Source organism: Neobacillus niacini (genome assembly GCF_030817595.1).
GTDB lineage: Bacteria > Bacillota > Bacilli > Bacillales > Cytobacillaceae > Neobacillus > Neobacillus niacini_G.
In genome coordinates this window covers 2,142,713-2,167,944 of the sequence record NZ_JAUSZN010000001.1, presented here as the reverse complement: position 1 = coordinate 2,167,944, position 25,232 = coordinate 2,142,713, and the positions used below count along the sequence as shown (strand labels likewise).

The window sequence follows — 25,232 nt, the reverse complement described above, 5'->3', positions numbered from 1 at the left end:
CAACGTAAGGACTCAAAAAATTATAAAGAGTATGGAGTGTAGTAATTATGTGGCATTATTTTCCTGAACATTATATGTGGTCTTATCAAATTGTAAGGATGTTTAGCCAAGCCCATTTTGGAGGCGGCGAAGTGAACGAAATTCTAGAAGCAGCCAGAAATATTACGCTGGGTGATACGGATAGTTTCCATTATGCATGGATGGGAGCTGGCAATCGCACACTTGCTGTGGCAAATGAAGCCCAGGACAAGGAACAGAGTGAAACAGCCCGAGCGGCCTATTTGCGGGCTTCCAACTATATCAGAACCGCTGAGTTTTTCCTTCAGCCGGATGATCCTAGAAAAATACCAACCTATTTAAAAGGTGTGGAATCCTTTAGAAAAGGAGCGGAAATGCTTGAAAACCCGCCAAAGGCAGTACAAGTTCCCTATGAAAACTCTTTTCTGCCAGGATACTTTTTCGCTGTACCAGGCAAAAAAGAATCACCATTAGTGATTATGTTTGGCGGACTTGATTCGACTGCAGAGGAACTTTATTTTGGTCCTGCACAGCTGTTAAATGAACGGGGAATTGCTCTCCTTGCAATTGATGGTCCAGGTCAAGGAGGAGCATTAAGGTTAAACCATATTTCATCTCGCTACGATTACAATGTCGCAGGTACTGCTGCATATGAATGGGCTGCAGAAAACCTTGATATCGATCCAAATCGAGTTGGAATCATGGCTGTTTCAATGGGTGGATATATGGCAGCAAGATCAGCAGCCTTTGAACCACGATTCAAGGCATGTGCCGTTTGGGGTGCTGTTTATGATTATCAATCTGTTTGGGCAAAGCGTCCAGATAATCATCCGTTAGCAAAGATTCTCCAGCATGTTGTTGGTGCAGAATCAATGGAAGAGGCACGGAAAAAGTTGGATCTCTTTAACCTTAAAGGGGTTGCGGAGAAAATCAGTATGCCAACCTACATTGTTCATGGTGAAGATGATCGTCAGGTCTCTGTCGAGAACGCTTACAATCTATACAATGATTTAACTTGCCCAAGATGGTTGAAAATTGTTGCCAAAAGTAATCCAGGTTCCGCTCATTGCCAGGTGGATAACGTTACCGAGACTTACGAGATGTACGATTGGCTCAAACTTCAATTGAACGCTTAAAAAAATACTTTTCATTATTAGGAGGAAGAAAATCATGCCAAAAAGAAATCATTTTATCTCACAATTAGCCCACGTGGAATTATTAAGCCCAAAGCTAGAAGAATCCGTAAAATTCTTTAGGGAAGTTTTGGGAATGGAGGAATCTGGTAGAGTTGGTCAATCTGTTTACATGCGTGCCTGGGGCGAGTTTTTCCATCACAGTTTAAAGATAACAGAAGCAAAAACGAATGGTGTTGGTCATATTAGCTGGCGTGCGGAAAGTGAAGAAGATTTACTGGATGCCGTGCAATATATCGAGAACATGGGTTGCGGTAAAGGCTGGATTGATGGAGACCTCGGACATGGAAGAGCCTATCAATATTATTCTCCAGATGGACACTTAGAAGAAATTTTTTGGGAAGTAGAGCTAGCTGAAATCCCAGATCATCTGAAAAGTAAATGGAGATCACGTCCGCAAAAAAATCCAAGCCGCGGCGCCTCTGTAAGACGATTAGACCATGTGACACTATGGACAAGTGATGTAACACGTCACACAAATTTCTATAAAGAGTTAGGTTTTAAACACAATGAAGGAATTGTTATTCCGAATGGTACAGAGGTTGGTTCTTTACTAGCTGTTTCAAGCTTATCACATGAAATTGCCTTATTTGCTGATTTTAGGAAGGAACATGGACAGCTGAACCATTTATGCTTTGCAGTGGAAAATCGAGATCAAGTGCTGGAGACTGCAGATTACGTGGTTGATAACGGCTACAGGTTAGAGATGAAACCATTTAAACATGCTGTAGGTGAAGCGTTTACGACTTATGCGATTGAACCAGGCGGCAATCGGATCGAAATATATGGCGGTTCTCCATTGTACTTTGCCCCAGATTACGGTCCTAAGATGTGGAAGGTGGAGGAAAATCCGAACGATGCCTGGGATGAAGTAAATATTTTTGAATCTGCACAGTTTGATAGTATAAAAGAAAGAGCTTAAATCTATCATTTTTTAGAGGTTCAATGAACGTAATAAAGGACGTCTAAGTAGATATCCTTTATTAGTTTTAATAGATTAGGAGATGAGATCGTGAAATTTATTACTTTTCGAAATCCAAAAGGGGAACAACGTGCCGGATGGCTGTGCGGCGAGGAAGTAGTGGATATGCAGCTCGCTGGTCAAGGAAAATTACCTGCCAGCATACGCGAATTGTTGGAAAATCAAGAAGCTTATTTGCCAGTTATCCAATCAATAGAAAAAGAGGTTCAGCCAACCTATCCAATCGACGAAATTGAACTGCTTGCTCCTCTGCCAAATCCATGTACGTTCCGGGATTATGTTGCATTTGAAACACATGTAAAAAACGCAGCCGCAACACATGGAAACACGGTTGCCCCAGAATGGTATGAAGTACCAATCTTTTATTTTTCAAACCCGAATGTTATGAGGGGACCCGGTGAAGAGGTGGCAAGACCTAAGAAGTGTGTGAAATTGGATTATGAATTAGAAATGGCTTGTATCATTGGAAAAGAAGGGAAAAACATTAAAGCAAGTGAAGCTGAGGAGTATATTTTCGGATATACGATTTTGAATGATTGGTCTGCTCGAGACTTGCAGGCTCAGGAAATGAAGGTTTTACTCGGACCAGCAAAGGGAAAAGATTTTGCTACTTCTATAGGTCCTTGGATTGTAACAAAGGATGAATTGCAGAAATACAAAATTGGTGATGTGTTTGACTTGGAAATGACTGCGAAAGTAAACGGAGAAGAATGGTCTCATGGGAATTTTAAAGATATTTACTATTCATTCGGCCAAATGATTGAGCGGGCATCAGAGGATGTTACCTTGTACCCGGGTGACATCATCGGCTCTGGAACCGTTGGGTTTGGCTGTGTTTTAGAATTGGGAACTGACAAGTACCGCTGGCTAGAACCTGGAGATGAAGTGGAATTGGAAATTACGGGACTTGGAGTATTAAAAAACAGGATTGTTTAATTGCAGGAGATGGTAGGTGGGGAAGATTCGATTAAAGTAGACGAAGCTTGATTAATGTGCATCATAAAAGGCTTATGAGGCCCAACTTATTGGAAATTTGATAGAAATGGTCCTCATGAAAGGCTCATGAGGCCCAACTTATTGGAAATTTGATAGAAATGGTCCTCATGGAAGGCTCATGAGGCCCAACTTATTGGAAATTTGATAGAAATGGGTCTCTTGGAAGGCTCATGAGACCCTACCACATGGGAATTTAGTAGAAATGGTCCTCATGAAGGGTTAATGAGGTCAAATCTATTCGAAATTTGATAGAAATGGTCCCCATGAAAGGTTCATTAGGACAAAACCTACACAAATCAATCATAAATGCTAAATTGGTGAGGTTTCAATTTATCTTGTATAAGGGGGTGACTCATTGCCCAAAAGATTTGAAGGAAAGGTTTGCTTAGTCAGTGGTGCAGGTTCAGGAATCGGACAGGAAACAGCAATTTCTTTTGCAAGGGAAGGAGCAAAAGTTATCGTAGCTGACATTAATGATGAAGGTGGGCAGCAAACCTTAGCTTCTATTGAATCAATTGGTGGAGATGCGTTTTTTATTAAAAGTGATGTTTCAAAAAGTGCTGATGGGGATGCGATGGTTCAAGCAGCTGTGGAGCATTTTGGACGGCTGGATCATGCGGTAAATTGTGCAGGGATAACGGGTGGTGTAAGTATTCCAACACATGAGTATCCGGAGGATCGCTGGCATCAAGTGTTAGCGGTGAATCTCACCGGCATGTGGTATTCCGTAAAAGCCCAATTAAACCAAATGCTGAAACAAGGTGGAGGAATAATTGTTAATGTTTCCTCTGCTGCCGGCTTAAAAGGACATCCCAATAATGTTCCTTATTCAGCCACGAAGCATGGCGTGATTGGGTTAACGAAAACAGCCGCACTTGAATATGCAACGAAACATATTCGCGTGAACGCTGTTTGCCCTACCGCAATTGAGACACCGATGATTATGGATGGGCGTCTAAATTTAAGAAATAATCAAGAATTAAGAGAGAAATTTACAAATGAACAGGCGATGATGAGGATGGGTCAGCCTAAAGAGGTAGCCGATGTCATTTTGTGGTTGAGTTCGGATGAATCCTCTTTTATAACCGGGCATGCCATGCCGGTCGATGGCGGTGTATTTGCATAGTAGAACAAAATCCTTAATAAATAGCTAACAAAAACGGAGGGTGACGTATGTCTAAAATAATAGATTTAAGTGTTTCAATCGAAGAAGAGTTAAAAGATCCACTTCCATTTACAATCCGTTATGAAACGCATGAAGAGGGCGCTGAATTTGGAGCAAAGTTGGTTGGTGTCACACCGGATGATTTTCCAGAGCGAAAGGGACTTGCCGGGGAGTTTCTGTCTCTGACAAGCCATGCCGGCACCCATGTTGATGCACCCTGGCATTATTGGCCAACAGCAGAAGGGAAACCTTCGAGGACCATTGATGAGCTCCCGCTTGAATGGTTTTTCAGTGATGGTGTTGTCCTTGACTTTACCGACAAGCCTGCGGGTTATGCAGTAAGCATTTCAGACCTACAGGAAAAATTACAAAAAATAGATTACCAGTTAAAGCCGTTTGATATCGTAATGATTCGCTGTGATGCGGATAAAAAACGATACGAGCCCAATTATAGTGAAATACATGTAGGGGTTTCGGCCGAAGCCACTCTTTGGCTGATTGAACAAGGCATAAAAGTGATGGGGACAGACGGCTGGGGCTGGGATACTCCACTGGCCATTCAAGCAGCGGATTATAAGGAAAATCCACGCCCAGGTGTACTTTGGGCCGCTCATTATGCTGGTAAAGAGAAAGAATATTGCCAAATTGAAAAACTAGCAAATTTAGATCAATTACCACCATATGGATTTAAGATATCGGTATTCCCAGTGAAAATTAAGGGTGCAAGCGGTGGATGGACCCGGGCAGTAGCAATTATAGATTAAACCAACTTTTCCTTTAATAGACATAATTAACAGAATATATATAAAATTCGTATTACTGTAAACAAGAATTTATATTCTCTAATATTTTATACTAACCTATACTTTTATATAAGTTAAGCGCTTACTCATTGGAAATGGGGAGGTATGCAACTTTAGCACTGGAATGTAAGAGGTTTATAGAAAGAAATAATCTATTCTTTTAAAGGGGGAATGAAATTGGTAAACAGGTATTCTGGTTCCAAACCTATTATGAAAGCCCTTGCAATTGGTTCAATGCTCACCCTTACAGCCACAATGACAGCATGCAGCTCAAATATTTCATTCGCAAAAACAAGCGAAAAACCTAAAGAAAATACGAATAAAGCCGCAACAAACCCAATCAAATATGCGAATGGTGAGAAAAAACCAAATATTATCTACATTGTCCTAGATGATATTGGATTCTCTGACCTTGGTGCCTATGGGTCAGAAATTAAAACGCCTAATATAGATCAGCTAGCTGCTGATGGACTTCGGTACAATAACTTTAACACTACTCCACTTTGTTCACCAACACGAGCCTCACTCCTAACTGGAAGGGAAAATCATTCTGTCGGAATGGGGAATGTAGCAAATGTAACGTTAGGACCTGAACGACCGAATTTCCAAGGGGGTGTCACCCCTGCTGCGGGAACGGTAGCCGAAATTTTAAAAGAAAACAACTACAGCACATTCGGCGTTGGAAAATGGCACATTGCTCCAATCTATACAGTGACTCCAGCAGGACCTTTCGATTACTGGCCTCTGTCTAAAGGCTTTGACAGATATTACGGTTATATGGATGGGGAAACTGGCCAGTTCAAACCACAGTTGGTTAATGGGAATGAACTGATTGAAGCTCCAAAGACCGATGGGTATAACCTAAATGATGATTTGCTATCACATGCTAAGCAGTATATTACGGACCACGTTTCGATTTATCCGGACAAGCCGTTCTTTATGAATTATGCCTTCAGTGCTGGGCATTCCCCAATACAGGTTCCGGAAAAATATATCGATATGTACGATGGTGTCTATGATAAAGGCTGGGATACCATCCGCATGGAGCGATTTGAGCGTCAAAAGGAACTTGGAATTATCCCGATAAATACCACGCTTGCAAAATCTGACCCGAGTGTGAAGCCATGGGAAAGTTTTTCTAAAGAGCAAAAGAAGCTATATAAACGATTTATGCAGGCATATGCTGGATTCATCACACAGGCTGACGAGGAAGTTGGCAAGCTGATAAGTTATTTGAAGGAAACCGGACAGTACGACAATACCATGATTGTCCTTTTAGGTGATAACGGTGCAGCCCCAGAAGGAGGAGAAAATGGTACTGACAGCTTTTTTAGTGCACTTACAGCAGGCAGGGTAGCTTCTGTAGATGACTTAATGAAAAAATATGAACTGATTGGCGGACCAGAGATGCAGGCATTATATCCTAAAGGCTGGGCTCAGGTAAGTAATACTCCGTTTAATAAATATAAGGGAAGCGTATATGCCGGTGCTTTACGTAATCCGCTCATTATTTCCTGGCCAAATGGTATAAAAGACAAAGGAAGCATCCGAAGTCAGTACGTTCATGTAACGGACATTACTCCAACCGTGCTTGACGTCCTTGAAGTTGAACCCCCACAGGAATTAAAGGGAGTTTCACAAATGCCAATGTACGGTACAAGTATTGTGAGCACTTTTGATAACGTCAATGCACCTGAGGTTAGAAACCTAGCTATAACTTATCACCAGCCAAATAGAGCCATCTATCACGACGGATGGAAGGCGATTTCTGTTCATAAGAATGGAACATCCTTCGATGAGGATGTATGGGAATTGTTCAAGGTGAGTGAAGACTATACGGAATCCACAAATGTTGCCAACAAATATCCTGAAAAACTAAAGGAACTTCAAGAGCTATTTATGTCAGAGGCCGAAAAACATAATATGTTGCCATTGACTGAGGGCTCTCCTGCAGAAATGGGGTATGTCACAGCAGATTCTCCAGCAAACCGGACAACATTCAAGTATTACCCAGGGGTAGGAACCCTTAATCCTAAGGCAATGCCGCAGGTAAATACCAATAGTTTTACGATTACGGTACCTATAACAGAGGGAGGTTCCGGGGTACTAGCTGCAATGGGAGATGAAATTGGTGGATTTACCTTCTACATCAAGAATAACAAGCTTGAATTCTTGTATAACAAATTTGATACTATCTCAAAGATCACATCCAGCGTCAATGTACCAAAAGGAAAATCGGAAGTTAAGTTTGTTTTTAATAGAACAAGTATGGCCGGCGGTAATGGTACTCTTTACATCAATGGAAAAAAAGGTGGTGAAGGTCAAGTACAAACAGCAACCATGGTCAGTATTGAAGGTCTAAGCATTGGAAGGGATGCGATGAACCCTGTTACGAAGGAGTATAAGAAGAATGGAGATTTCGCGTTTACAGGTAAATTCAATTTTGTTCAGTTTGATCTTACCAAGTTCATCCCGGGTCAGCATTAATGATTTACTTTAATTAAAATCGATAAAAGCGCATGGGATAGCCTAATGGATGGAGGGCTCCCATGCAGTACTTTATTAATTCAATAAAGGGGTGTAGTTGTGAGTAAAAAAAACCAATCATTTTTTAGGTATGAAAATAACCTGCTTATTCTTTTATTTTTGATCTTTGGTCTTGTTTTTATGGACAGGTTAAGTATTATCTATTTGTTTCCATTTGTAGCTGAGGAGTTAGATTTGAGTAATACTCAAATGGGAATGATTGTTGGGGCTACGAGCATTGCCTGGGGGTTCTCAACCTTACTTTTTGCTAGTGTTTCAGATTTTATTGGCAAAAAGAAACTCACGTTAATCATTTTTATTCTTGGTTTTTCCATCGCCACCTTTACTTCAGGGTTAGTTGCCGGGCTTGGTTCACTTATTCTAGTTCGTTTATTGATGGGAGTTACAGAGGGGCCAGTTATTCCGTTGGTTCAGTCTACCATGATGGCGGAATCAACGCCTAAAAGAAGGGGATCGAATCTGGGATTAATCCAGGGTTCGGGCGCATTATTGGGGAATGCTCTTGCTCCTGTAATCGTCGTGGCAATCGCAGCTGCAACAAATTGGCGATATTCGTTTTTTGCTTTGGCCATTCCGGGGATCGTTCTAGCTGTGATACTAATGTTTTATATGAAAGAGCCAAATTTTAATATCGGCCAAGGTACTGTCCACAAAAAAGTAAAACCAACGTTTCAGGAATATAAAAGTGTATTTAAAACCCGGAATGTTTGGGTCAGTATGCTGATGTCCATTTTTTACATGATGTACCTATTAGTATTTACCAGTTTCATGCCGCTATTTTTATCAGGTGTTTCGAACTATAGTGAAGCACAATATGGAGCCATTTTAGGGATCATGGGGATTGGTATGTTCGTTTGGCAATTTCTTCTGCCGTTTTTATCTGATAGAGTTGGTAGAAAGACGATCATTGTTCCAGCAACATTAATCGCTATTTTACTTCCGCTTTCAGTGGCAGCTTTCCATACAAACTTTGCTCTATTAGCTATTTCTATTTTTGTTCTTACCATTGGGTTTGGTGCACAGCCGCTCTATCTTGCCATCATACCGTCAGAGTCCGTTCCTAGGATATTTGCTGCAACTGCGATCGCATGTGTTGTTCTTACCGGAGAAATCATCGGGGGGACAGCTGGCCCTGTGATTGCTGGAATCCTTGCTGATAAGTTTAGTTTGTACACACCGTTATGGCTTGCGAGCGGGACGGCAGTTGTATTCTTCTTGTTATCCTTTTTACTCAAGGAAACTGCACCAGTAAAAGTATCTAGTAAGATTTCAGAAGATTATGGAACTAGTATTACTGTATAAAGAGCTTTTCGGAACAGTTAGAAAATCATTCCATGTGTATGGGTTTATAGCAGGTAAATTCGCAGTGAATAATACACAATTCATAACAAAGGAGATGATGAATTGAACCTAGAAAAAATTGGATCAGGATATCATATGCTGGCAAAGCCAATTGGTCCAATCTGCAATCTTAACTGTGAGTATTGCTTTTACACGGAAAAGGAAGTTCTTTTTCAACCGAAAAATAATTTTTGCATGTCTGATAGAGTATTAGAATCATATATCGAAAAGTATATAACCTCACAGGATATACCAGAAATACAGTTTGTTTGGCATGGCGGTGAACCGACTCTGATGGGACTAGATTATTTCCATCGTATAGTAGAACTGCAGCACCAATATGCAGGGAACAAAACAATCGTTAATTCCCTGCAAACAAACGGAACCCTATTGGATGATGACTGGTGTATCTTTTTAAAAGAACATAATTTTCTTGTTGGTATTAGTATGGATGGACCTCAGGAAATTCATGACCGTTACCGGGTTGACCGTGGAGGGAGGCCCTCCTTCTCCAGGGTCATGAAGGGCTTAAAACTATTACAAAAATATGAAGTCCAATATAATATCCTTTTATGCGTCACCAGGGAATCAGCCAGGCGGCCAAAAGAGGTATATAAGTTTATAAAGGAATATGGAATCCAGTTTGTTCAATTTATACCAATTGTGGAAAGAATTCCGGACGAATTAGCTATTAGTTTAGGATTAAGGCATGCAACACCTCCTTCCTTAAAACATGTTGAACAAGAGCCGGCTGTTTCACCATGGACCGTGGAATCTGAACAGTATGGGGATTTTTTAATTGAGATTTTTGAAGAATGGGTTAGGAATGACATTGGTTCAATCAATATTATGAATTTTGAGTGGGCTCTTGAATCATGGCTCGGACTGCCTTCATCCATCTGTGTGTTCTCAAAGCAGTGCGGTAAAGCAGTGACGGTTGAACACAACGGGGATGTATATTCTTGTGATCATTATGTGTATCCTGAATATCGCATTGGAAATATCATGACAGATAGGCCGGAAGATATGATCCATTCTGAAAGACAGGTAGAATTCGGAAGAAGTAAAGAAACCTCGCTTCCACAAGTATGCCAAAATTGTGAGGTCCGATTTGCCTGCAATGGTGAATGCCCAAAACACCGTTTCTTAAAAGCTCCCAATGGAGAACCTGGATTAAACTATCTTTGCGCGGGCTATAAGAAATATTTTCACCATATTCATCGCTATATGAAAGTAATGGTACAACTTATTGAAAATGGTCTCCCTGCAGCTAAAATTCGAGATGTAATTAAAGCACCGCTCATCATTAAACAATAGTTGGCCACTTGGAAGAAAAAGTTCTTTTTATCTAGCGTTACTGTTTTTTTGAGGAGATTAATCCATTATATATTAGTAATCTTCTCAAATGAAAGAGTTCTGATATTGTGTTTTAGAGATTTATAGCAGAAGAAAAACTCCGCCATATGAAAACTATGCCGGAGTTCTTTTTTAACCTAGTAAAGAATGTGATCCCACTTGATATTTCTCAGCCGGAGGCCATACAGACAGATCAAAAGGATAATCAGATCCAGGAACAACCCGGTCTGTCCCAACTGCTTTAACGAGAAAATCCATACTTTCTTTATTCCACAATACGGTGTCATACCAAAAGCGTTTCAAGTATTCAGATGGCGGCGCCGTAAGGTTGGAAGATACAAGTTTCCACTGTTCATAACCTTTATCCAGGCGGCCGATTTGATAAGGTAGAAAACCGCCGCCATGGGCAAACAGGATTTTTACGTTTGGAAACCGGTCAATCAAACCGCTTAATAAAATGTCCGTTGCACAAACAGTTGTTTCCCATGGCACCCCTATTAAATTGGGCATCATTCTTCTATTTAATCGAGGGTCTTCACACAACAATGGATGGATAAAGACGATTGCTTTCTGGCGATTCGCTTCTTCAAAAAATGGTGAGAAAAAATCGTCTGATAACATCTGACCTGGAAGACCAGGACCGATAATGACTCCTTTTAATCCAAGATTCATGGCATTTTGTAAGACTTGGGCTGCTTTGTCTGGGTTGGTAAGGGGTACGGTGCCTAATGCTGAGATTCTCTGAGGTGCTGATTTAGACCACTGTGCCAATGAATGATTGTAAACGTTTGAAATATCGGTTGAAATTTCATCATGAAAATCGTAAAGGAAAAGCTGTGGGATGGGAGAAACAACAGAATGAGTTACACCCGCGCTTTCCTGTTGTGTTAAGTAGAGTTCGCTATCAATAAAGGCTTTTTTTAGTTCAAAGCCCCATTTTTCGTTTATAAATAAAAACTCATCTTTGTTTTCTTCTTTTCTAATCCATTTGGCATTTACCTGTTCCTTGTTATCCTGTAGCCAGGTAATAACATCTGACGGAATAAAATGAGTATGAAAGTCATGCATATGATAAGCTCCTTTTAATAAAATTAGCCTCTGTATCCCATTCGTTCTGAGACTTCCTTGGCAGCGGCTATTATTTTCTTGGCAAAACCTTGAACCTTATGAGATTGAATTCTTTGTTTCGGTCCGACAACTGACAAGGCTGCAATCACTTTACCTCTATAATCGTAAACGGGTGCAGCAATGGAATTTACTCCCTCATTTAGCTCTTCAAAACTAGTAGAATATCCATTTTTCTTAATTTCTTTTAAATTAGCAAGGAGTTTATCAGGGTCTGTAATCGTATTTTTTGTGTATTTTTCTAAGCCTTGTTCGAGGACTGCGTTAACCAGTTCCTCATCTGCATAGGCAAGCAGCACTTTACCGGAGCTTGTACAGTGTGGAGGATTACGTCTGCCAACATGGGTTAAGAATCTTACGGGATGATTACATTCTACTTTTTGTAAATAAATAACTTCTAGTTTATCTATAACAGAAATATGAGCGGTTTCACCAAGGTTTTCAACAAGCCGGTTTAAAACTGGGTAAGATTCTCGGTAAACATCTGTATTACTATTCACGATACTGCTTAACGATAGAAGTGAGAGGCCAAGACTATATTTTTTCGTTTCAGGGTCTTTGTGAACAAAGCCTTCACTAGCCAGTGTTGCCATCGTTCGGCTAACCGTGCTTTTATTAAGTCCAAGTGAGGTCGAAATATCACTAACTTTTTTTTCAGGCTCATCCATCGTAAAGCTTTTTAATATTCTTAGCGCATTCTTAACAGAGGAAAGATATTGATCTTCCTGATTTTTAATTTCCAAGTGACTCACATCCTTGTTTCAAAATAGAAAACAATGTTGTTCTATAGTACGCAATATAGCAGAAAGTTTTTTAAAAGAAAAGGGAAAATTAAAATAATTTGAACTATTAAAATTTATTTTAAAATTCTTCATACTTGTTGCATATAGAGCAACACAAGCGTTGTATGTGAAACTCGGAAGCGTTACCATCAAATTGTGAATATTAATAAAATTTTTCCAATTAGGAGGAATCAGGACATGCAAGTAGAAACAAAAGTAAAAGCGATTAATTGCTTACACTTCATTAATGGGCAGTTCGTTGAATCTCAAAATAAAAAATCATTCGAAAATATTAATCCAGCCACAGAAGAAGTATTAGGAACGGTTGCAGAAGGCGGAAAAGAAGAAGTAGATTATGCAGTAGCCGCAGCTCGCAGGGCATTAAATGGAAAGTGGAAAAATATCACAACAGGAGAACGTTCGAAAATTCTTCGCCGTATCGGTGACTTGATCCTAGAAAGGCAAGAGGAATTTGCCCGCTTAGAATCCTTGGATACAGGTAAACCATTTTGGTTGGCAAATAGCATCGATATTCCGCGGGCAGCGTACAACTTCCACTTTTTTGCTGATTATATGATTTCTGTTAACACGGATGCAAATCAGCAGGATGACCAAGCCATTCATTATTCTTACCGCCGTCCGGTGGGGGTTGTTGGTATCATCAAACCTTGGAACCTGCCATTACTATTACTTACTTGGAAATTAGCACCTTGTCTTGCGATGGGGAACACTGCTGTTATTAAACCAGCTGAGTGGACACCCATGACCGCAACACTGTTAATGGAGATTTGTAAGGAAGCTGGTGTACCAGATGGTGTTGTCAATCTAGTTCATGGTTTCGGTCCGAATTCTGCCGGCGGTGCCATTTCAGAACATCCAGATATCGATGCAATTTCTTTTATCGGTGAACCAGGAACAGGTTCTGCAATTATGAAAGCAGCAGCTAGTTCATTGAAAAAACTATCGTTTGAATTAGGCGGTAAAAATCCAAATATTATTTTTGCCGACTCAGACCTAAATGAAGTCGTTGAAACGACGATTAAGTCTAGTTTCATTAACCAAGGTGAAGTTTGCTTATGCGGTTCACGTATTTACGTAGAACGTCCGGCCTATGAAGAATTCTTAAAGAAATTTGTTGAAAAAGTAAAAACACTAAAAGTTGGTCAGCCGGAAAATGAAGATACAAAGGTTGGCGCATTAATCAGTAAGGAACATTATGATCGTGTAAATAGCTATATTGAGATTGCTCGAAATGATGGTGCGAACATTCTTACAGGCGGTAAACGTCCAGAAGGATTCGAGAAAGGTTATTATTTAGAGCCGACGATTATTACTGGTTTGGACCGGAATTCCCGTTGTGTTCGTGAAGAAATATTTGGACCTGTCGTGACGGTTATGCCATTTGATATGGAAGAAGAAGTGATTGTGCAGGCGAACGATAGCCATTATGGTTTAAGTGCGACCATCTGGACCAATGATTTAAGACGTGCCCACCGTGTTGCTCATCAAATTGAAGCGGGAATTATCTGGGTCAATACTTGGTTCTTACGCGATCTTCGTACCCCATTCGGCGGAATGAAAAATAGTGGTATCGGAAGAACTGGCGGCATGCATAGCATTGATTTCTACTCAGAATTATCAAATATAACGATTAAACTATAGAAAGGGTGTAAGACAGTTGACAAGTAAAATAGAAGAGTTTGCAAGAAACCTGGCAGAAGCAGAGTCCACTCGAGTTGGAATTATACCGCTTACTTCTATTGATTCTGAGCTGACCGTAAAGGAAGCCTATTATGTTCAGCTAGAAAACATAAAGAAAAAGATAGAACAAGGACAGAAAATTGTAGGAAAAAAGATTGGATTAACTTCCCTGGCCATGCAGAATCTATTGGGTGTTGATGAGCCGGATTATGGACACCTATTAGACAGCATGGTGGTTGAAAACGGAGGTTTTATTTCCACCGAGAAAGTGTTACAGCCAAAGGTAGAAGCGGAGATTGCCTTTATTTTAAAAAAGGAATTACGTGGACCGAATCTTACTGCTCTAGATGTTCTTCAGGCAACCGAGTATATTGTTCCAGCGCTTGAAATCGTTGATAGTAGAGTAAAGGATTGGAAGATAAAGCTAGCAGATACAGTTGCAGATAATGCTTCGTCTGGGTTTTATGTTCTTGGAGGCAAGCCAGTGAAGGTCGAAGATGTCGAACTAGAGCTTATCGGGATGGCTTTTTACAAAAATGGCGAGTTAATCAATACTGGGGTTGGAGCGGCAGCATTAGGCAATCCAGCCAATTGTGTAGCATGGTTGGCTAATAAATTGTCTGAATTTGATATTCCATTGCGTGCTGGTGAAGTGATTCTCTCAGGAGCCTTATCGGCAGCGGTAGAAGCGCGTGCCGGAGATACATTTACGGCAAGATTCGCACACATTGGGCAGGTAAGCGTGCATTTTTAGAACGGAGGAGAATTATTAATGAGTCAATATAAGGAAATTGCCAATTACCTCGTTTCAGCGGAGGAAGAAAGGCGTGAAGTTCCGAAGGTTACTGTGAGCCTGAAGCCGGATTTGACGGTGGAGGAAGCCTATCTTGTTCAACAAGAAATCGTAAACCGCAAATTAAATGAAGGAAGAAGAATTGTTGGTCCTAAGATGGGCTTAACAAGCTTTGCCAAAATGAAGCAAATGGGCATTGAAGAGCCTATCTATGGATATGTTTTCGATTATATGTTGATTGAAAATGGCGGCAAAGTTCGCTTAAGTGATGTGATTCATCCGAAAGTAGAGGCAGAAGTTGCTTTTGTGATGGGGGAAGATCTTGAGGGTCCTGGAATAACCGGGGCACAGGTTCTTGCGAAAACGGAATACGTTCTTCCGGCATTGGAAATCATCGACAGCCGTTATGAAAACTTCCAATTTACGTTGCCGGATGTGATTGCGGACAATGCATCAACATCACGGGTTGTGTTTGGAACAGCCTTGAAAAAACCGGAACAATTTGAACTGGACCTTGTCGGCGCAACGCTTTCGATTAATGGTGAAATCAAGGAATTGGGTGCAGGAGCTGCTGTCCTAGGACACCCCGCCCATTCTGTCGCGATGCTGGCAAATATGCTGGCAAGGAAGGGTGACAAGGTAAAGAAGGGTGACGTGATCCTAACTGGCGGCATTACGGCTGCTGTTAAGTTGAACTTTGGCGATATCGTAACCGGAAAATTTGATGGTTTTGGTGAAGTGTCATTTACAGTTACTGACTAGAAATTTGTAAATAGAGGGGATTTTCATGCCTATTATTCAAGTGCAAATGATGGAAGGAAGACCAAAAGAAAAAGTAGCAGAATTAATTCGCAATGTAACGAATACAGTTTCGGAGACCTTGGATGCTCCAAAAGAGAATATACGAGTAATCGTAACCGAGATCCCTAAGACGCATTGGGGAAAAGCCGGTGAGCCTGTAGAAAAATAAATAAATAAATAAATAAATAAATAAATAAATAAATAAATAAATGACCTTAGCATGGTGGTAGATACCTCCATGCTAAGAGTGATTCTTTATAGTGACCGAAGCGAAGCTAAAAGATTTCTGGGATGAAAAATTTATTAAGGGGGTTTTGTTATGACGATTGAATTTAGTATGTTGGCTCCTCACGTTCCGAGTATGTGTCATGAGGATTTAGTACCGGAATTCCAAAAGGATATGGCTGCTGCTATGAAGGAAATTGGGAAACAGTTGAAGGAAATAAATCCAGATGTAATTGTATTGGTTTCCTGTCATTGGCCGTCTACTTTCTTCCATTATGTAGACTGCACGCCAGTTCATAAAGGAATTCTCACCGCTTTTGAAGCACCGGATTTAATAAAGGATGTTGCTTATCATTACCCTGGTGATGAAGAATTGGCTAATCAATTAGTAAACGCAGGAGTAGAAGCAGGACTCCAGGTTCAAGGTGTGAATGATCCTTATTATCTTTGGGATTATGGCAGTGTTGTTCCTTTGCGATACTTGGTACCAAATGAAGATATTCCGGTAATTAATTTATCTGTCACCTTGGCAGCCAATTTAGAAGAAACATATAAATGGGGGCAAACAATTGCCAAAGTTTTAAGAGAGACTGATAAGAAGGTTGTTTTTGTTTCCAGCGGTGCATTGTCTCATAATTTAGTCCGCGGCAGACATAATACGCCGACGGTTACGGAACATGCGATGGATAAACAGTTTATTGAATTTATGATGAATAAGAATTATCAAGCAGCTTATGAAATGCTGCCTGAATATGCGAGGCATGCCAGGGTAGAGTCAGGAGGACGTCACCTTGCCATGTTGTTCAGTATGATAGAGGATGGCTGGGAGCCGGCATATCTGGCAGATGGTCAATCGTCCGGCAGCTGGAATGCTGTTATAACATTTGGAAAAAAAGTAGTTACACTCCCTGAAACGACGGAAGAAACCGAATTTGCTAAATAACTTTGGATAGGAGGGGAAAATATGCGTACTCAAGTAGGAATAATTGGAGCAGGTCCTGCAGGACTTTTGTTGTCACATTTATTGCATCTGCAAGGGATTGATTCTATCATTCTAGAATCTCGCTCGCGTGAAGAAATTGAAGGAACAATTCGTGCAGGTGTATTAGAGCAAGGAACAGTCGATTTATTGAATGCAACTGGTGTCGGTGCCCGAATGATGAAGGAAGGGCATATCCACCATGGAATTGAATTGCAATTTAATGGTAGAAGACATCGAATCGATATGCATGAACTGACTGGAGGAAAAAAGATTACTGTATATGCTCAACATGAGGTGATTAAAGATTTAGTTGCAGCCCGTCTAGAAGCAGGAGCTAAAATTTTCTTTAATGTCAAGGATGTCAGACTTCATCAAATCAAAACTTCTTCCCCTATAATCCGATTCCTGCCAGAAAATGCAACAGATTTTGAAGAATTAAACTGTGATTTTATTGCAGGCTGTGATGGATTTCATGGCCCGAGCCGAAAGGCAATTCCATTAAACCTACGGGTTGAAAAACAAAAAATATATCCCTTTGGCTGGCTGGGAATTCTAGCAAAAACACCACAGGTCAATCCTGAATTGATTTATTCCAACCATGAAAGAGGATTCGCGTTAATAAGCACAAGGTCTCCTGAAATTCAGCGGCACTATATCCAAGTAGATCCAAAGGATGATATTGCGAATTGGTCAGATGACCGTATTTGGTCAGAACTACATGCAAGGGTTGACATGGATGGCTGGAGCATACTAGATGGACCAATTATTCAAAAGAATATTGTTTCCATGCGCAGCTTTGTATGTGAAACGATGCGTTATGGAAACCTATTCCTCGTGGGAGATGCCGCTCATATTGTTCCTCCAACCGGTGCGAAAGGGTTAAATTTAGCAGCAGCCGACGTTCAAGTATTGGCAAAGGGCTTGAGTGAATATTTTCACTCTGGTGAGGAAGATTTGCTAAATCGTTATTCAGAAATTTGTCTTCGCCGTATTTGGAAAGCTCAAAGGTTCTCTTATTGGATGACGACCATGCTGCATCGTAACTTTGAACAAAGCTCTTTTGAATATAACATTCAACTGGCTGAGTTAGATTATGTGACTTCCTCACATGCAGCGGCGACCAGTCTAGCAGAAAATTACGTCGGGTTACCGATGGAAATTCAGACTAATTATTCGATAAAAATATAAATATGTTAAGTCTGTTTTGAAAGCGAATACAAACATAACTAAAATGATTATGGCACCTTCCACACAGGAGGGTGCCTTTTAACATATTAAAATAAATCTTTATTATATTTATTTTTTACAAAGTAATAAGAAAAAGGTGGAAAGTAATTTCTAATTATTGGGGCTTCACCTGTAAAACTGTTAAATACGTATGTATTCGAGATGTATAAAATTTAAAAATAATCAAATATAATAACAATGTAAACGCTTAATTTTAGCATTTAATTAAATCAATTACCTTTTATACAGATGAAGGAGGGGTAATGGGAAGAATTTAATACCAAGTTTTCTATGCATGGCCCCGATTTAAACTTAATAGAGTTTGATTTTCATATTAAAAAAATATAATCGAACTCTGATTGTTTAGGTCATGTCTTATTTAAGAAAAAGGAGGCTTTATAATGAGGAGTATTAGGAATGCAAGGAAAGGGTTTCTTTCAGTTTTATTATTAATAGTTTTGGTTATTTCAGGTTGCAGCTCGAAGTCCTCAGGAGATTCCAAGAACGTTATAAAGGTTCCTGATGCTGCCATCTGGGGGGAAGAAAGTTCAGCTTTACAAACTATGTATGATTTATATCAAAAAGATCACCCTGAATATAAGATTAAGCAAGTAACTATAAAGGAAGTTGAAACGGCGTTAGCTGCCGGTGAGGGATCTGATCTACTCCTAATGGACCCTTTTGTAGCAAAAGAGAGTTTTAAGCAGGGATATGTGGAGCCATTAGATAAATATTATGAAAAATATCAATATGATAAAGAGATGTTCAAATGGGCTAAGAATGCATATGCCTTTGAGGGAAAGACAATCGGAATTCCTTGGAACTACGAAGGACTGGTTCTAGTCTATAACAAGACGTTGTTTAAGGAAAACAACTGGGAGGTTCCTCAAAATTACAATGAATTGGAAAGTCTAATCAAGGAATTTAAAAAGAAGGACTTGATTCCTCTAGCATGGGGAACCGCGGATTGTGCGGATTGTGATAACTGGTGGATCACCAGCATTGTGAACAGTACATTAGGTCCGGACGGGACGAAACAACTGTTCTCCGGAGATAAAAAGTGGACAGACCCTAAAATCATAGAGGCTGTTCAACGTTATTCTGATTTTTGGAATAATGGATATCTTAGCGATAAAAAATCCCATGCTATTTCTCAAGAAGATAGCATGCAGTTATTTGCACAAGGAAAAGCTGCCATGAAATTAGACGGTACATGGTCTCTCGCATCTGACCTTCAAACAGACTTTGATATCGGATTTGCTCCTTTCCCAAGCTGGGAACCTAATGGAAAGCCTGTTATCCCTCTAGGAGTTGGAGGCGGTTTAGTTATTAATGCGAAATCCAAACATAAAGATCAAGTGGCAGAACTATTGAGTTATTTCTTTCATGAGGACGTTGTAGAGGAAATGGCTAAGAATGGGATTCCAGAACCAATAAATGCTGATTTCAGTAATATGCACTTAAAACCTAATGTGACTGAAGCACTGAATTTAATTAGTGGAGCTGCCGCTAAGGGAGAGACGGGTTACGTAAGTTGGTCTTATGGTTCTCCGCGTGTAGTAAATGCTATTAAGGAATTTCCAAACGTATACCTTAAGAAAACAACTCCTGAAGAATGGCTGGAAAAGTTACAAGAACTAAAAGAGAAGGATATTGTTGAAAAAACTCTTTTTGATCTAGGTAACTACTAATAAGGGTTGAAAGAAGGAGAAGAAACATTTCTCCTTCTTTCTCTAAATATTTATAGTTTTCTAGATTACTGGTTCTTCTGTTAATCAATCCACTTTCTGAAAGGAGTACAGGTTATGCAAACGATAAATACGAATTTAAAAACTTCTAGTTCTGTCATTATAGATTCAAACGTACACAAGAAACACAATAGGAAACGAAATTGGATGGGATGGTTTTTTATTTTGCCTGGTCTTTTGGTTCATATTTTAGCCGTGACCATTCCTGCCGTCATGTCATTTTATTTGCCATTCACAGAATGGAACGGACTGAATACCCCAAAGTTTATAGGCATAGCAAACTTTATTGAAGCATTCCAAGACAGTGTCGTTTTTACAGCACTTTTTAATAATATAAAATGGACTCTTTTCTGGATCACCATTCCCCTTATCTTTGCATTTTTGGTTGCGTATTTGTTGAGAAAAGTAAATAAAGGACAAACACTTTATCAAGCAACTTATTTTTCTACTTCCATTATTACCGTAACAGTAGCAGGTCAAATTTGGTTTTGGATTTATAATCCGTTCAGCGGTATTAATTTTTATTTGGATAAAGCAGGTTTAGGATTTTTAGAAGTGCCCGGTCTTACCATTCCTGCTATTGCATTATTTTCAGTCTTATTTGCTGATATGTGGAAGGGTTTTGGTACAAATGTCATTTGGTTATTAGCCGCTATGACTCAAACGGATAAATCTTTGGAAGAGGCTGCGAAAATAGAAGGTGCTAATCGCTACCAAATTTTGAGGCATGTTTTCCTCCCGCAATTACGACCAACATTAACAGTTATTACTCTATTAACGATTTTAGGATCTTTTGGAGCATTTGAAATGGTTTACGTTATGACGGCAGGCGGACCAGCTCATTCTACGGAAACATTATCTACTTATTACTATTCATTAAGTACTACCGGCAGGAGGGCTGGATATGCCTCAGCTGTTGCCTTGTTCCAGACGTTTATTGCAATTTTTATCATTATTGCATTTGCATATATTAGAAAAAAGAAGGGATGGGATGTATAAATGTCAATACCAAAAATTAATTGGCGTCATATTCCTTTAATTTTAGTGAGCATATATTCTCTATTTCCAATGTACCTGCTTCTTATTAATTCCTTTAAAACAAAGTCCGAAATTATTACAAACCCAATGGGGCTGCCATCAGTTTGGACATTCGAAAACTATAGCAATGCATGGATTCAAGGGAATTATAGTGTTGCTTATATTAACACAATCATTATTACGGGAACAACCGTTATTTTAGTTGCGATTCTTTCAGGATTAGCAGCATACGGTCTTTCCCATTTGCAAACTCCTGGTTCTAATTGGCTTATGGGCTATTTGTTTATTTCTATGAGTTTGCCTGTTGGGTTTATACCTTTGTTCTTTATGGCTGTGAAATTTGGGCTAATAAATACTTACATGGGTGTCATTATCCCTTATGTTGGCGGGGGTTTTGCCTTTAATGTATTTTTACTTCGGGCTTATATGATTGGGATTCCAAAAGAGTTGGTAGAGTCCGCAAAAGTGGATGGGTGCAATTCATTGCAAGCTTTCTTTAAAATCATTGTACCGCTCAGTAAACCCGCTTTTATAATCGTGATGATTTTCTCTACCCTTGGAACATGGAATGAATTCTTTTTAGCAAATGCTTTATTACAAATAGAGGAAGTTAGAACGGTGTCGGCTCAGTATTTAAGCTTTGGCAGCAAATATAGTACAAACTGGGCACTTATGGCAGCTGGCGGAGTAATAAGTGTTATCCCAATGATTCTTTTATTCCTCTTTATGACGAGAAAGTTCGTTGCCGGGTTGCAAGAAGGTGGCGTCAAGTTTTAACTTACATCAAGTTTAAATAAATTCTCATTGGATTTTAAGAATAATAAACTTAAAAATTATTTATATGAACAGAAAGGACAAATTCCTATGTATTCATTATTACCGGTAATTATAGATTATGAGTTGCAACAGAAGCTAGAAGAAGGTTGTGAAGTTGGTAACTTAAGAAAGCAATTTGATGAATGGCTTTTTTCTAAAGGGTGCAGCAAAACAGAAGTCTTCTTCGCAATCCTTGAAAAAGAATTAGTATATAACAAAGAGGATGAAAAAGAACTGGTACCAATTTATGAACAGCTTTTACAAATGACCAATCGAGAAGAATTAGAAAATCATCCTGAGGAATTAAGACATATACTGCCTCCTTCTTCAGGAGTCTTTATAGATCCTCTAATAGACTTATCTAAGGAAGATCTGTTTGATAAAATTTATGGAGGATGGTTAGGACGTAGTGCGGGGTGTACACTTGGAAAACCAGTTGAACTTTGGCCTTATGAAAAAGTTTGTTCCTATCTTAAGCTAACGAATTCCTTTCCTCTTAACGATTATATTCCTGCCCTAGAACAAATGCCTGAGGGCTATAAATTTAAGGAAGATTCTGAAACCGCTGTAAAAAATCGAGTAGACGAAACTCCTCGTGATGATGATATGGATTATCCTATCTTAAATCTTCAAGTACTTGATAAACATGGTTCCGCTTTTACCACAGAAGATGTTGCTCAAATGTGGCTGCTAACTATGCCGTATAGACTAGTTTATACAGCTGAACGTGTTGCCTATAGAAATTTTATATTGGGAAAAATACCCCCTGATACCGCTAATTATCGTAATCCATATAGAGAATGGATCGGTGCACAAATAAGGGCTGATCTTTGGGGATGGGTAAATCCAGGAAATCCACAAGCAGCGGCTGAAATGGCATACCGAGATGCGAAGCTATCACACACCAGTAATGGACTGTATGGTGAATTATGGGTATCGGCCATGATTTCTGAAGCTTTTGTCAGGAACAATGTAGAGGAAATCATTAATCAGGGGTTATCGTTTATCCCTCCTTCATCACGGTTAGCCAAAATGATTAACCAAGTTATTCAGTGGTCCCGCCAATTTGAAAAATGGGAAGATTGCTTCCAAAAAATTCAGGAATACTATGGGGGCTACAATGCAGTTCACACAATAAATAATGCTGCAATAGTAACGATGGCCTTACTATATAGTAAAGGCGACTTCCATAAAGGTATAACAATAGCAGTTATGGCAGGGTGGGATACGGATTGTAATGGTGCTACAGTGGGTTCTATCCTTGGAGTAATGAATGGAGCTTCTAAATTACCTAAGCAATGGATTTCTCCTTTAAATGATACCATTACAACTCTAGTGGGCATGGACCGTGTCATTAAAATATCTACGCTCGCAGAACGGACTATGTATCATGCTCTTAATCATACTATTGGGGTAAATAGACAATGAGGGCAGCCGTATTAATGAAAAAAATGGAGATGGATATCAAGGAACTTTCCATTCCATCTCCATTAGAAAATGAAGTAATCATAAATGTTAAAGCCTGTGGTATTTGTGGTACTGATCAGCACATATATCATGGACAACCTGGGTCTGCACCGGTAGAATATCCGATTGTGTTAGGTCACGAATTATCTGGTGAAATTGTAAGACTCGGCGAGAACGTAACTAAGTTTAAATTAGGTGACCGTGTCTCGATAGACCCGAATATATATTGTAGTGAATGTGAGTATTGTCGAGGGAATCGTCAACATCTTTGTGAAAATCTCCAAGCAATTGGAGTTACTAGAGATGGAGGGATGGGAGAGTACTGTGCTGTTCCTTCTAGTAACTGTTATATTATACCGGATGGGATTTCATTTGAAGAAGGGGCCATGATTGAACCGCTTGGGTGTGTATTGCATGGGTTTTCTCAAATAAAAATATGGCCAGGTGCCTCTGTGTTAATAGTAGGGGGCGGATATATCGGATTAATGATGTTGCAAATGGCAAAAATGTATGGAGCATTTCCAATTGTAGTAAGTGAACCTGATAAAACGAAACAGGAACTTGCCATCCAATTAGGCGGTGATGAAGTAATCACCCCGGAAGAACTCTCTCAACATTTAATAGGCTTTGATATCGTTATTGAGTGTGTGGGTAGAAAAGAAAGTATGGAACAGGCTGTAAAAAAGGCGAAAAAAGGCGGCAATATTTTATTGTTTGGTGTAGCAGCACCAGATATGAAAATTGAATTAAGTCCATTTGATATTTTTTCAAAAGAGTTAAACATAAAAGGATCTTTTATTAATCCACATACACATGACCATGCGATATCGTTAGTTCAACAGGGTAAGATACAAATTAAACCTTTGTTAAGTCACTATTTCAGGTTGGAAGATATACCGACCATAATGGATGATTATCGTAGGATGAATGTAATGAAGGGAATAATCCGATATTCGGAAAAAATATAAAATAACAGGAAGAAATTGGGTATATCCAATATATAAGCATGGTGTAGTTTATTCAAAGCATTTGATGCGAAATCGCAACGAGTGCTTTTTTCTCTTTTTTCAATAACATATGGTGGAATTTCCTATATTTCACAACCTGTAAAACAGTTAAATATCACTTTATTACAAGTCTGTTATTTTTTTGAAAAGTCCATATAATGAATAATGTAAACCTTTTCATAGGGACAAAAAAAGTGAAACAACCATTTTTAAAGGTTGTAACGATTGAATTTAAGGAGGAATGATAATTGCATCCAATAATGGATTATCTTTTGCAAAGTGCAGAACTTTCAATAGTGGAATTTGATATTCATGAGAGAAATGAAATGCAAACTTTTAACCGTACCCTTCCCAGTTATGTCATGTCCTATATAAAGAAAGGGGAAGCAAAGCTAAGAATTAGGGATGAAGTATATTCTTTAGCACCTGGGACCGTCGTCATCATTCCTCCCCATATTGAGCATGACCATTACAAAGAAACAAAAGATGAAACCATATTTTTATGGTGCCATTTCACTTACGAAATAGGCAGTGCTTTAGATGTAATGAAAATATTTAACCTCCCGATCACTTTTAAACTACAAAACCCTGAAATATTTGAGCGGGTTTTTGTAGACTTTGTGGAAATTACAGATTCTCAAGATTTTTTAATTAAAACCATCTTAAAAAAAGCGAAATCCTATGAAATTCTATACTTGTTGCTGGAAAACATTATGAGATCTCAGGAAAAAGTCTTTGAACAGGATCATTCGAAGGGATTCATTTCTATGCTAACCCAAATTGTAAAAAATCCCGAAAAGGAAGTTTCATTAAAAGAATTATCTAATCAGTTTCATCTGCACCCAACCTATATAAGTAATCGCTTTAAAGAACTTTTTGGCAAATCACCAATTCAAATACAGCGGGAACTAAAAATTGACCGTGCCAAAAAATTATTAAGGTCGACCGAGATGACAGTAACTGAAATCGCATATGAGGTTGGTTTTACAGTAGTCCCGGGGTTTACTAGATTATTTAAGAATTATGTGGGCATATCACCTACCCAATATAGAAATATGAATACAAAATGGAACAGCAATATTCCGGTTGTTAAACAATAGGGGTAACCCCTTTTCTACA

General features: G+C 39.3%; 22 protein-coding genes. 20 read left to right on the top strand and 2 right to left on the bottom strand.

Annotated features, from left to right (window positions below):
• The first annotated feature begins 47 nt into the window (after window positions 1-47).
• From QFZ31_RS10635 to QFZ31_RS10600, 8 genes are all read left to right on the top strand, one after another.
• A complete protein-coding gene (locus tag QFZ31_RS10635) occupies window positions 48-1,154 on the top strand; it encodes a prolyl oligopeptidase family serine peptidase (protein WP_307302951.1) in 1,107 nt (368 codons plus the stop codon).
• A 34-nt stretch (window positions 1,155-1,188) separates the two neighbouring features.
• Entirely contained in the window at window positions 1,189-2,133 is a 945-nt protein-coding gene (locus QFZ31_RS10630; RefSeq protein ID WP_307302950.1) for a VOC family protein, read from the top strand.
• A gap of 90 nt (window positions 2,134-2,223) precedes the next feature.
• Entirely contained in the window at window positions 2,224-3,129 is a 906-nt protein-coding gene (locus QFZ31_RS10625) for a fumarylacetoacetate hydrolase family protein (RefSeq protein WP_307302949.1), read from the top strand.
• 415 nt (window positions 3,130-3,544) lie between these two features.
• Complete coding sequence (locus QFZ31_RS10620; RefSeq protein ID WP_307302948.1) at window positions 3,545-4,315, top strand: SDR family NAD(P)-dependent oxidoreductase; 771 nt, start codon at window positions 3,545-3,547, stop codon at window positions 4,313-4,315.
• A gap of 47 nt (window positions 4,316-4,362) precedes the next feature.
• On the top strand, window positions 4,363-5,118 hold the full coding sequence (locus tag QFZ31_RS10615; RefSeq protein ID WP_307302947.1) for a cyclase family protein: 756 nt from the start codon (window positions 4,363-4,365) through the stop codon (window positions 5,116-5,118).
• Between the two features lie 216 nt (window positions 5,119-5,334).
• Window positions 5,335-7,644: an arylsulfatase gene (locus QFZ31_RS10610; RefSeq protein ID WP_307302946.1), complete on the top strand. Its 2,310-nt coding sequence runs from the start codon at window positions 5,335-5,337 to the stop codon at window positions 7,642-7,644.
• A gap of 99 nt (window positions 7,645-7,743) precedes the next feature.
• Window positions 7,744-9,006: an MFS transporter gene (locus QFZ31_RS10605; protein ID WP_307302945.1), complete on the top strand. Its 1,263-nt coding sequence runs from the start codon at window positions 7,744-7,746 to the stop codon at window positions 9,004-9,006.
• 102 nt (window positions 9,007-9,108) lie between these two features.
• On the top strand, window positions 9,109-10,362 hold the full coding sequence (locus QFZ31_RS10600; RefSeq protein ID WP_307302944.1) for an anaerobic sulfatase maturase: 1,254 nt from the start codon (window positions 9,109-9,111) through the stop codon (window positions 10,360-10,362).
• A 171-nt stretch (window positions 10,363-10,533) separates the two neighbouring features.
• On the opposite strand, the gene QFZ31_RS10595 is transcribed toward QFZ31_RS10600, so the two are convergent.
• Both QFZ31_RS10595 and QFZ31_RS10590 read right to left on the bottom strand, forming a co-directional pair.
• On the bottom strand, window positions 10,534-11,469 hold the full coding sequence (locus QFZ31_RS10595) for an amidohydrolase family protein (RefSeq protein WP_307302943.1): 936 nt from the start codon (window positions 11,467-11,469) through the stop codon (window positions 10,534-10,536).
• Between the two features lie 23 nt (window positions 11,470-11,492).
• The gene (locus QFZ31_RS10590; protein WP_373459842.1) at window positions 11,493-12,269 is read right to left on the bottom strand and encodes an IclR family transcriptional regulator; all 777 of its coding nucleotides are present in this window, start codon (window positions 12,267-12,269) and stop codon (window positions 11,493-11,495) included.
• A 237-nt stretch (window positions 12,270-12,506) separates the two neighbouring features.
• Here QFZ31_RS10590 and QFZ31_RS10585 point away from each other — a divergent pair, with 237 nt between their 5' ends.
• The 12 genes from QFZ31_RS10585 to QFZ31_RS10530 all read left to right on the top strand — a co-directional run bounded on the left by QFZ31_RS10585 (window position 12,507) and on the right by QFZ31_RS10530 (window position 25,213).
• Window positions 12,507-13,970: an aldehyde dehydrogenase gene (locus QFZ31_RS10585; protein WP_307302942.1), complete on the top strand. Its 1,464-nt coding sequence runs from the start codon at window positions 12,507-12,509 to the stop codon at window positions 13,968-13,970.
• A 16-nt stretch (window positions 13,971-13,986) separates the two neighbouring features.
• Window positions 13,987-14,763 (top strand): 2-keto-4-pentenoate hydratase, encoded by a 777-nt coding sequence (locus QFZ31_RS10580; RefSeq protein ID WP_307302941.1) that lies wholly within the window; start codon window positions 13,987-13,989, stop codon window positions 14,761-14,763.
• A gap of 18 nt (window positions 14,764-14,781) precedes the next feature.
• Entirely contained in the window at window positions 14,782-15,564 is a 783-nt protein-coding gene (locus tag QFZ31_RS10575; RefSeq protein ID WP_307302940.1) for a 2-keto-4-pentenoate hydratase, read from the top strand.
• 25 nt (window positions 15,565-15,589) lie between these two features.
• Complete coding sequence (locus QFZ31_RS10570) at window positions 15,590-15,772, top strand: 4-oxalocrotonate tautomerase (RefSeq protein WP_179599365.1); 183 nt, start codon at window positions 15,590-15,592, stop codon at window positions 15,770-15,772.
• Between the two features lie 150 nt (window positions 15,773-15,922).
• Window positions 15,923-16,771 carry an extradiol ring-cleavage dioxygenase gene (locus QFZ31_RS10565; RefSeq protein WP_307302939.1) on the top strand — a complete coding sequence of 283 codons (849 nt, stop codon included), beginning with the start codon at window positions 15,923-15,925 and terminating at the stop codon, window positions 16,769-16,771.
• Between the two features lie 21 nt (window positions 16,772-16,792).
• Complete coding sequence (gene pobA, locus QFZ31_RS10560) at window positions 16,793-17,998, top strand: 4-hydroxybenzoate 3-monooxygenase (protein ID WP_307302938.1); 1,206 nt, start codon at window positions 16,793-16,795, stop codon at window positions 17,996-17,998.
• A 440-nt stretch (window positions 17,999-18,438) separates the two neighbouring features.
• On the top strand, window positions 18,439-19,728 hold the full coding sequence (locus QFZ31_RS10555; protein ID WP_307302937.1) for an ABC transporter substrate-binding protein: 1,290 nt from the start codon (window positions 18,439-18,441) through the stop codon (window positions 19,726-19,728).
• A gap of 114 nt (window positions 19,729-19,842) precedes the next feature.
• Complete coding sequence (locus tag QFZ31_RS10550; RefSeq protein ID WP_307302936.1) at window positions 19,843-20,784, top strand: carbohydrate ABC transporter permease; 942 nt, start codon at window positions 19,843-19,845, stop codon at window positions 20,782-20,784.
• Window positions 20,785-21,600: a carbohydrate ABC transporter permease gene (locus tag QFZ31_RS10545; protein ID WP_283864811.1), complete on the top strand. Its 816-nt coding sequence runs from the start codon at window positions 20,785-20,787 to the stop codon at window positions 21,598-21,600.
• 87 nt (window positions 21,601-21,687) lie between these two features.
• A complete protein-coding gene (locus QFZ31_RS10540) occupies window positions 21,688-23,067 on the top strand; it encodes an ADP-ribosylglycohydrolase family protein (protein ID WP_307302935.1) in 1,380 nt (459 codons plus the stop codon).
• On the top strand, window positions 23,064-24,074 hold the full coding sequence (locus QFZ31_RS10535) for a zinc-dependent alcohol dehydrogenase family protein (RefSeq protein ID WP_307302934.1): 1,011 nt from the start codon (window positions 23,064-23,066) through the stop codon (window positions 24,072-24,074). The genes QFZ31_RS10540 and QFZ31_RS10535 overlap by 4 nt, the downstream gene beginning before the upstream one ends.
• A 287-nt stretch (window positions 24,075-24,361) precedes the next feature.
• Complete coding sequence (locus QFZ31_RS10530; protein ID WP_307302933.1) at window positions 24,362-25,213, top strand: helix-turn-helix domain-containing protein; 852 nt, start codon at window positions 24,362-24,364, stop codon at window positions 25,211-25,213.
• The last annotated feature ends 19 nt before the right edge of the window (window positions 25,214-25,232 follow it).

What these genes read in the sequence shown, in the direction of transcription:
- QFZ31_RS10550 (WP_307302936.1), top strand. Translation starts at nt 19,843, where the DNA reads ATGCAAACGATAAATACGAATTTAAAAACTTCTAGTTCTGTCATTATA.
- QFZ31_RS10635 (WP_307302951.1), top strand. Translation starts at nt 48, where the DNA reads ATGTGGCATTATTTTCCTGAACATTATATGTGGTCTTATCAAATTGTA.
- pobA (WP_307302938.1), top strand. Translation starts at nt 16,793, where the DNA reads ATGCGTACTCAAGTAGGAATAATTGGAGCAGGTCCTGCAGGACTTTTG.
- QFZ31_RS10545 (WP_283864811.1), top strand. Translation starts at nt 20,785, where the DNA reads ATGTCAATACCAAAAATTAATTGGCGTCATATTCCTTTAATTTTAGTG.
- QFZ31_RS10575 (WP_307302940.1), top strand. Translation starts at nt 14,782, where the DNA reads ATGAGTCAATATAAGGAAATTGCCAATTACCTCGTTTCAGCGGAGGAA.
- QFZ31_RS10570 (WP_179599365.1), top strand. Translation starts at nt 15,590, where the DNA reads ATGCCTATTATTCAAGTGCAAATGATGGAAGGAAGACCAAAAGAAAAA.
- QFZ31_RS10555 (WP_307302937.1), top strand. Translation starts at nt 18,439, where the DNA reads ATGAGGAGTATTAGGAATGCAAGGAAAGGGTTTCTTTCAGTTTTATTA.
- QFZ31_RS10595 (WP_307302943.1), bottom strand. Translation starts at nt 11,469, where the DNA reads ATGCATGACTTTCATACTCATTTTATTCCGTCAGATGTTATTACCTGG.
- QFZ31_RS10540 (WP_307302935.1), top strand. Translation starts at nt 21,688, where the DNA reads ATGTATTCATTATTACCGGTAATTATAGATTATGAGTTGCAACAGAAG.
- QFZ31_RS10585 (WP_307302942.1), top strand. Translation starts at nt 12,507, where the DNA reads ATGCAAGTAGAAACAAAAGTAAAAGCGATTAATTGCTTACACTTCATT.
- QFZ31_RS10565 (WP_307302939.1), top strand. Translation starts at nt 15,923, where the DNA reads ATGACGATTGAATTTAGTATGTTGGCTCCTCACGTTCCGAGTATGTGT.
- QFZ31_RS10615 (WP_307302947.1), top strand. Translation starts at nt 4,363, where the DNA reads ATGTCTAAAATAATAGATTTAAGTGTTTCAATCGAAGAAGAGTTAAAA.
- QFZ31_RS10630 (WP_307302950.1), top strand. Translation starts at nt 1,189, where the DNA reads ATGCCAAAAAGAAATCATTTTATCTCACAATTAGCCCACGTGGAATTA.
- QFZ31_RS10535 (WP_307302934.1), top strand. Translation starts at nt 23,064, where the DNA reads ATGAGGGCAGCCGTATTAATGAAAAAAATGGAGATGGATATCAAGGAA.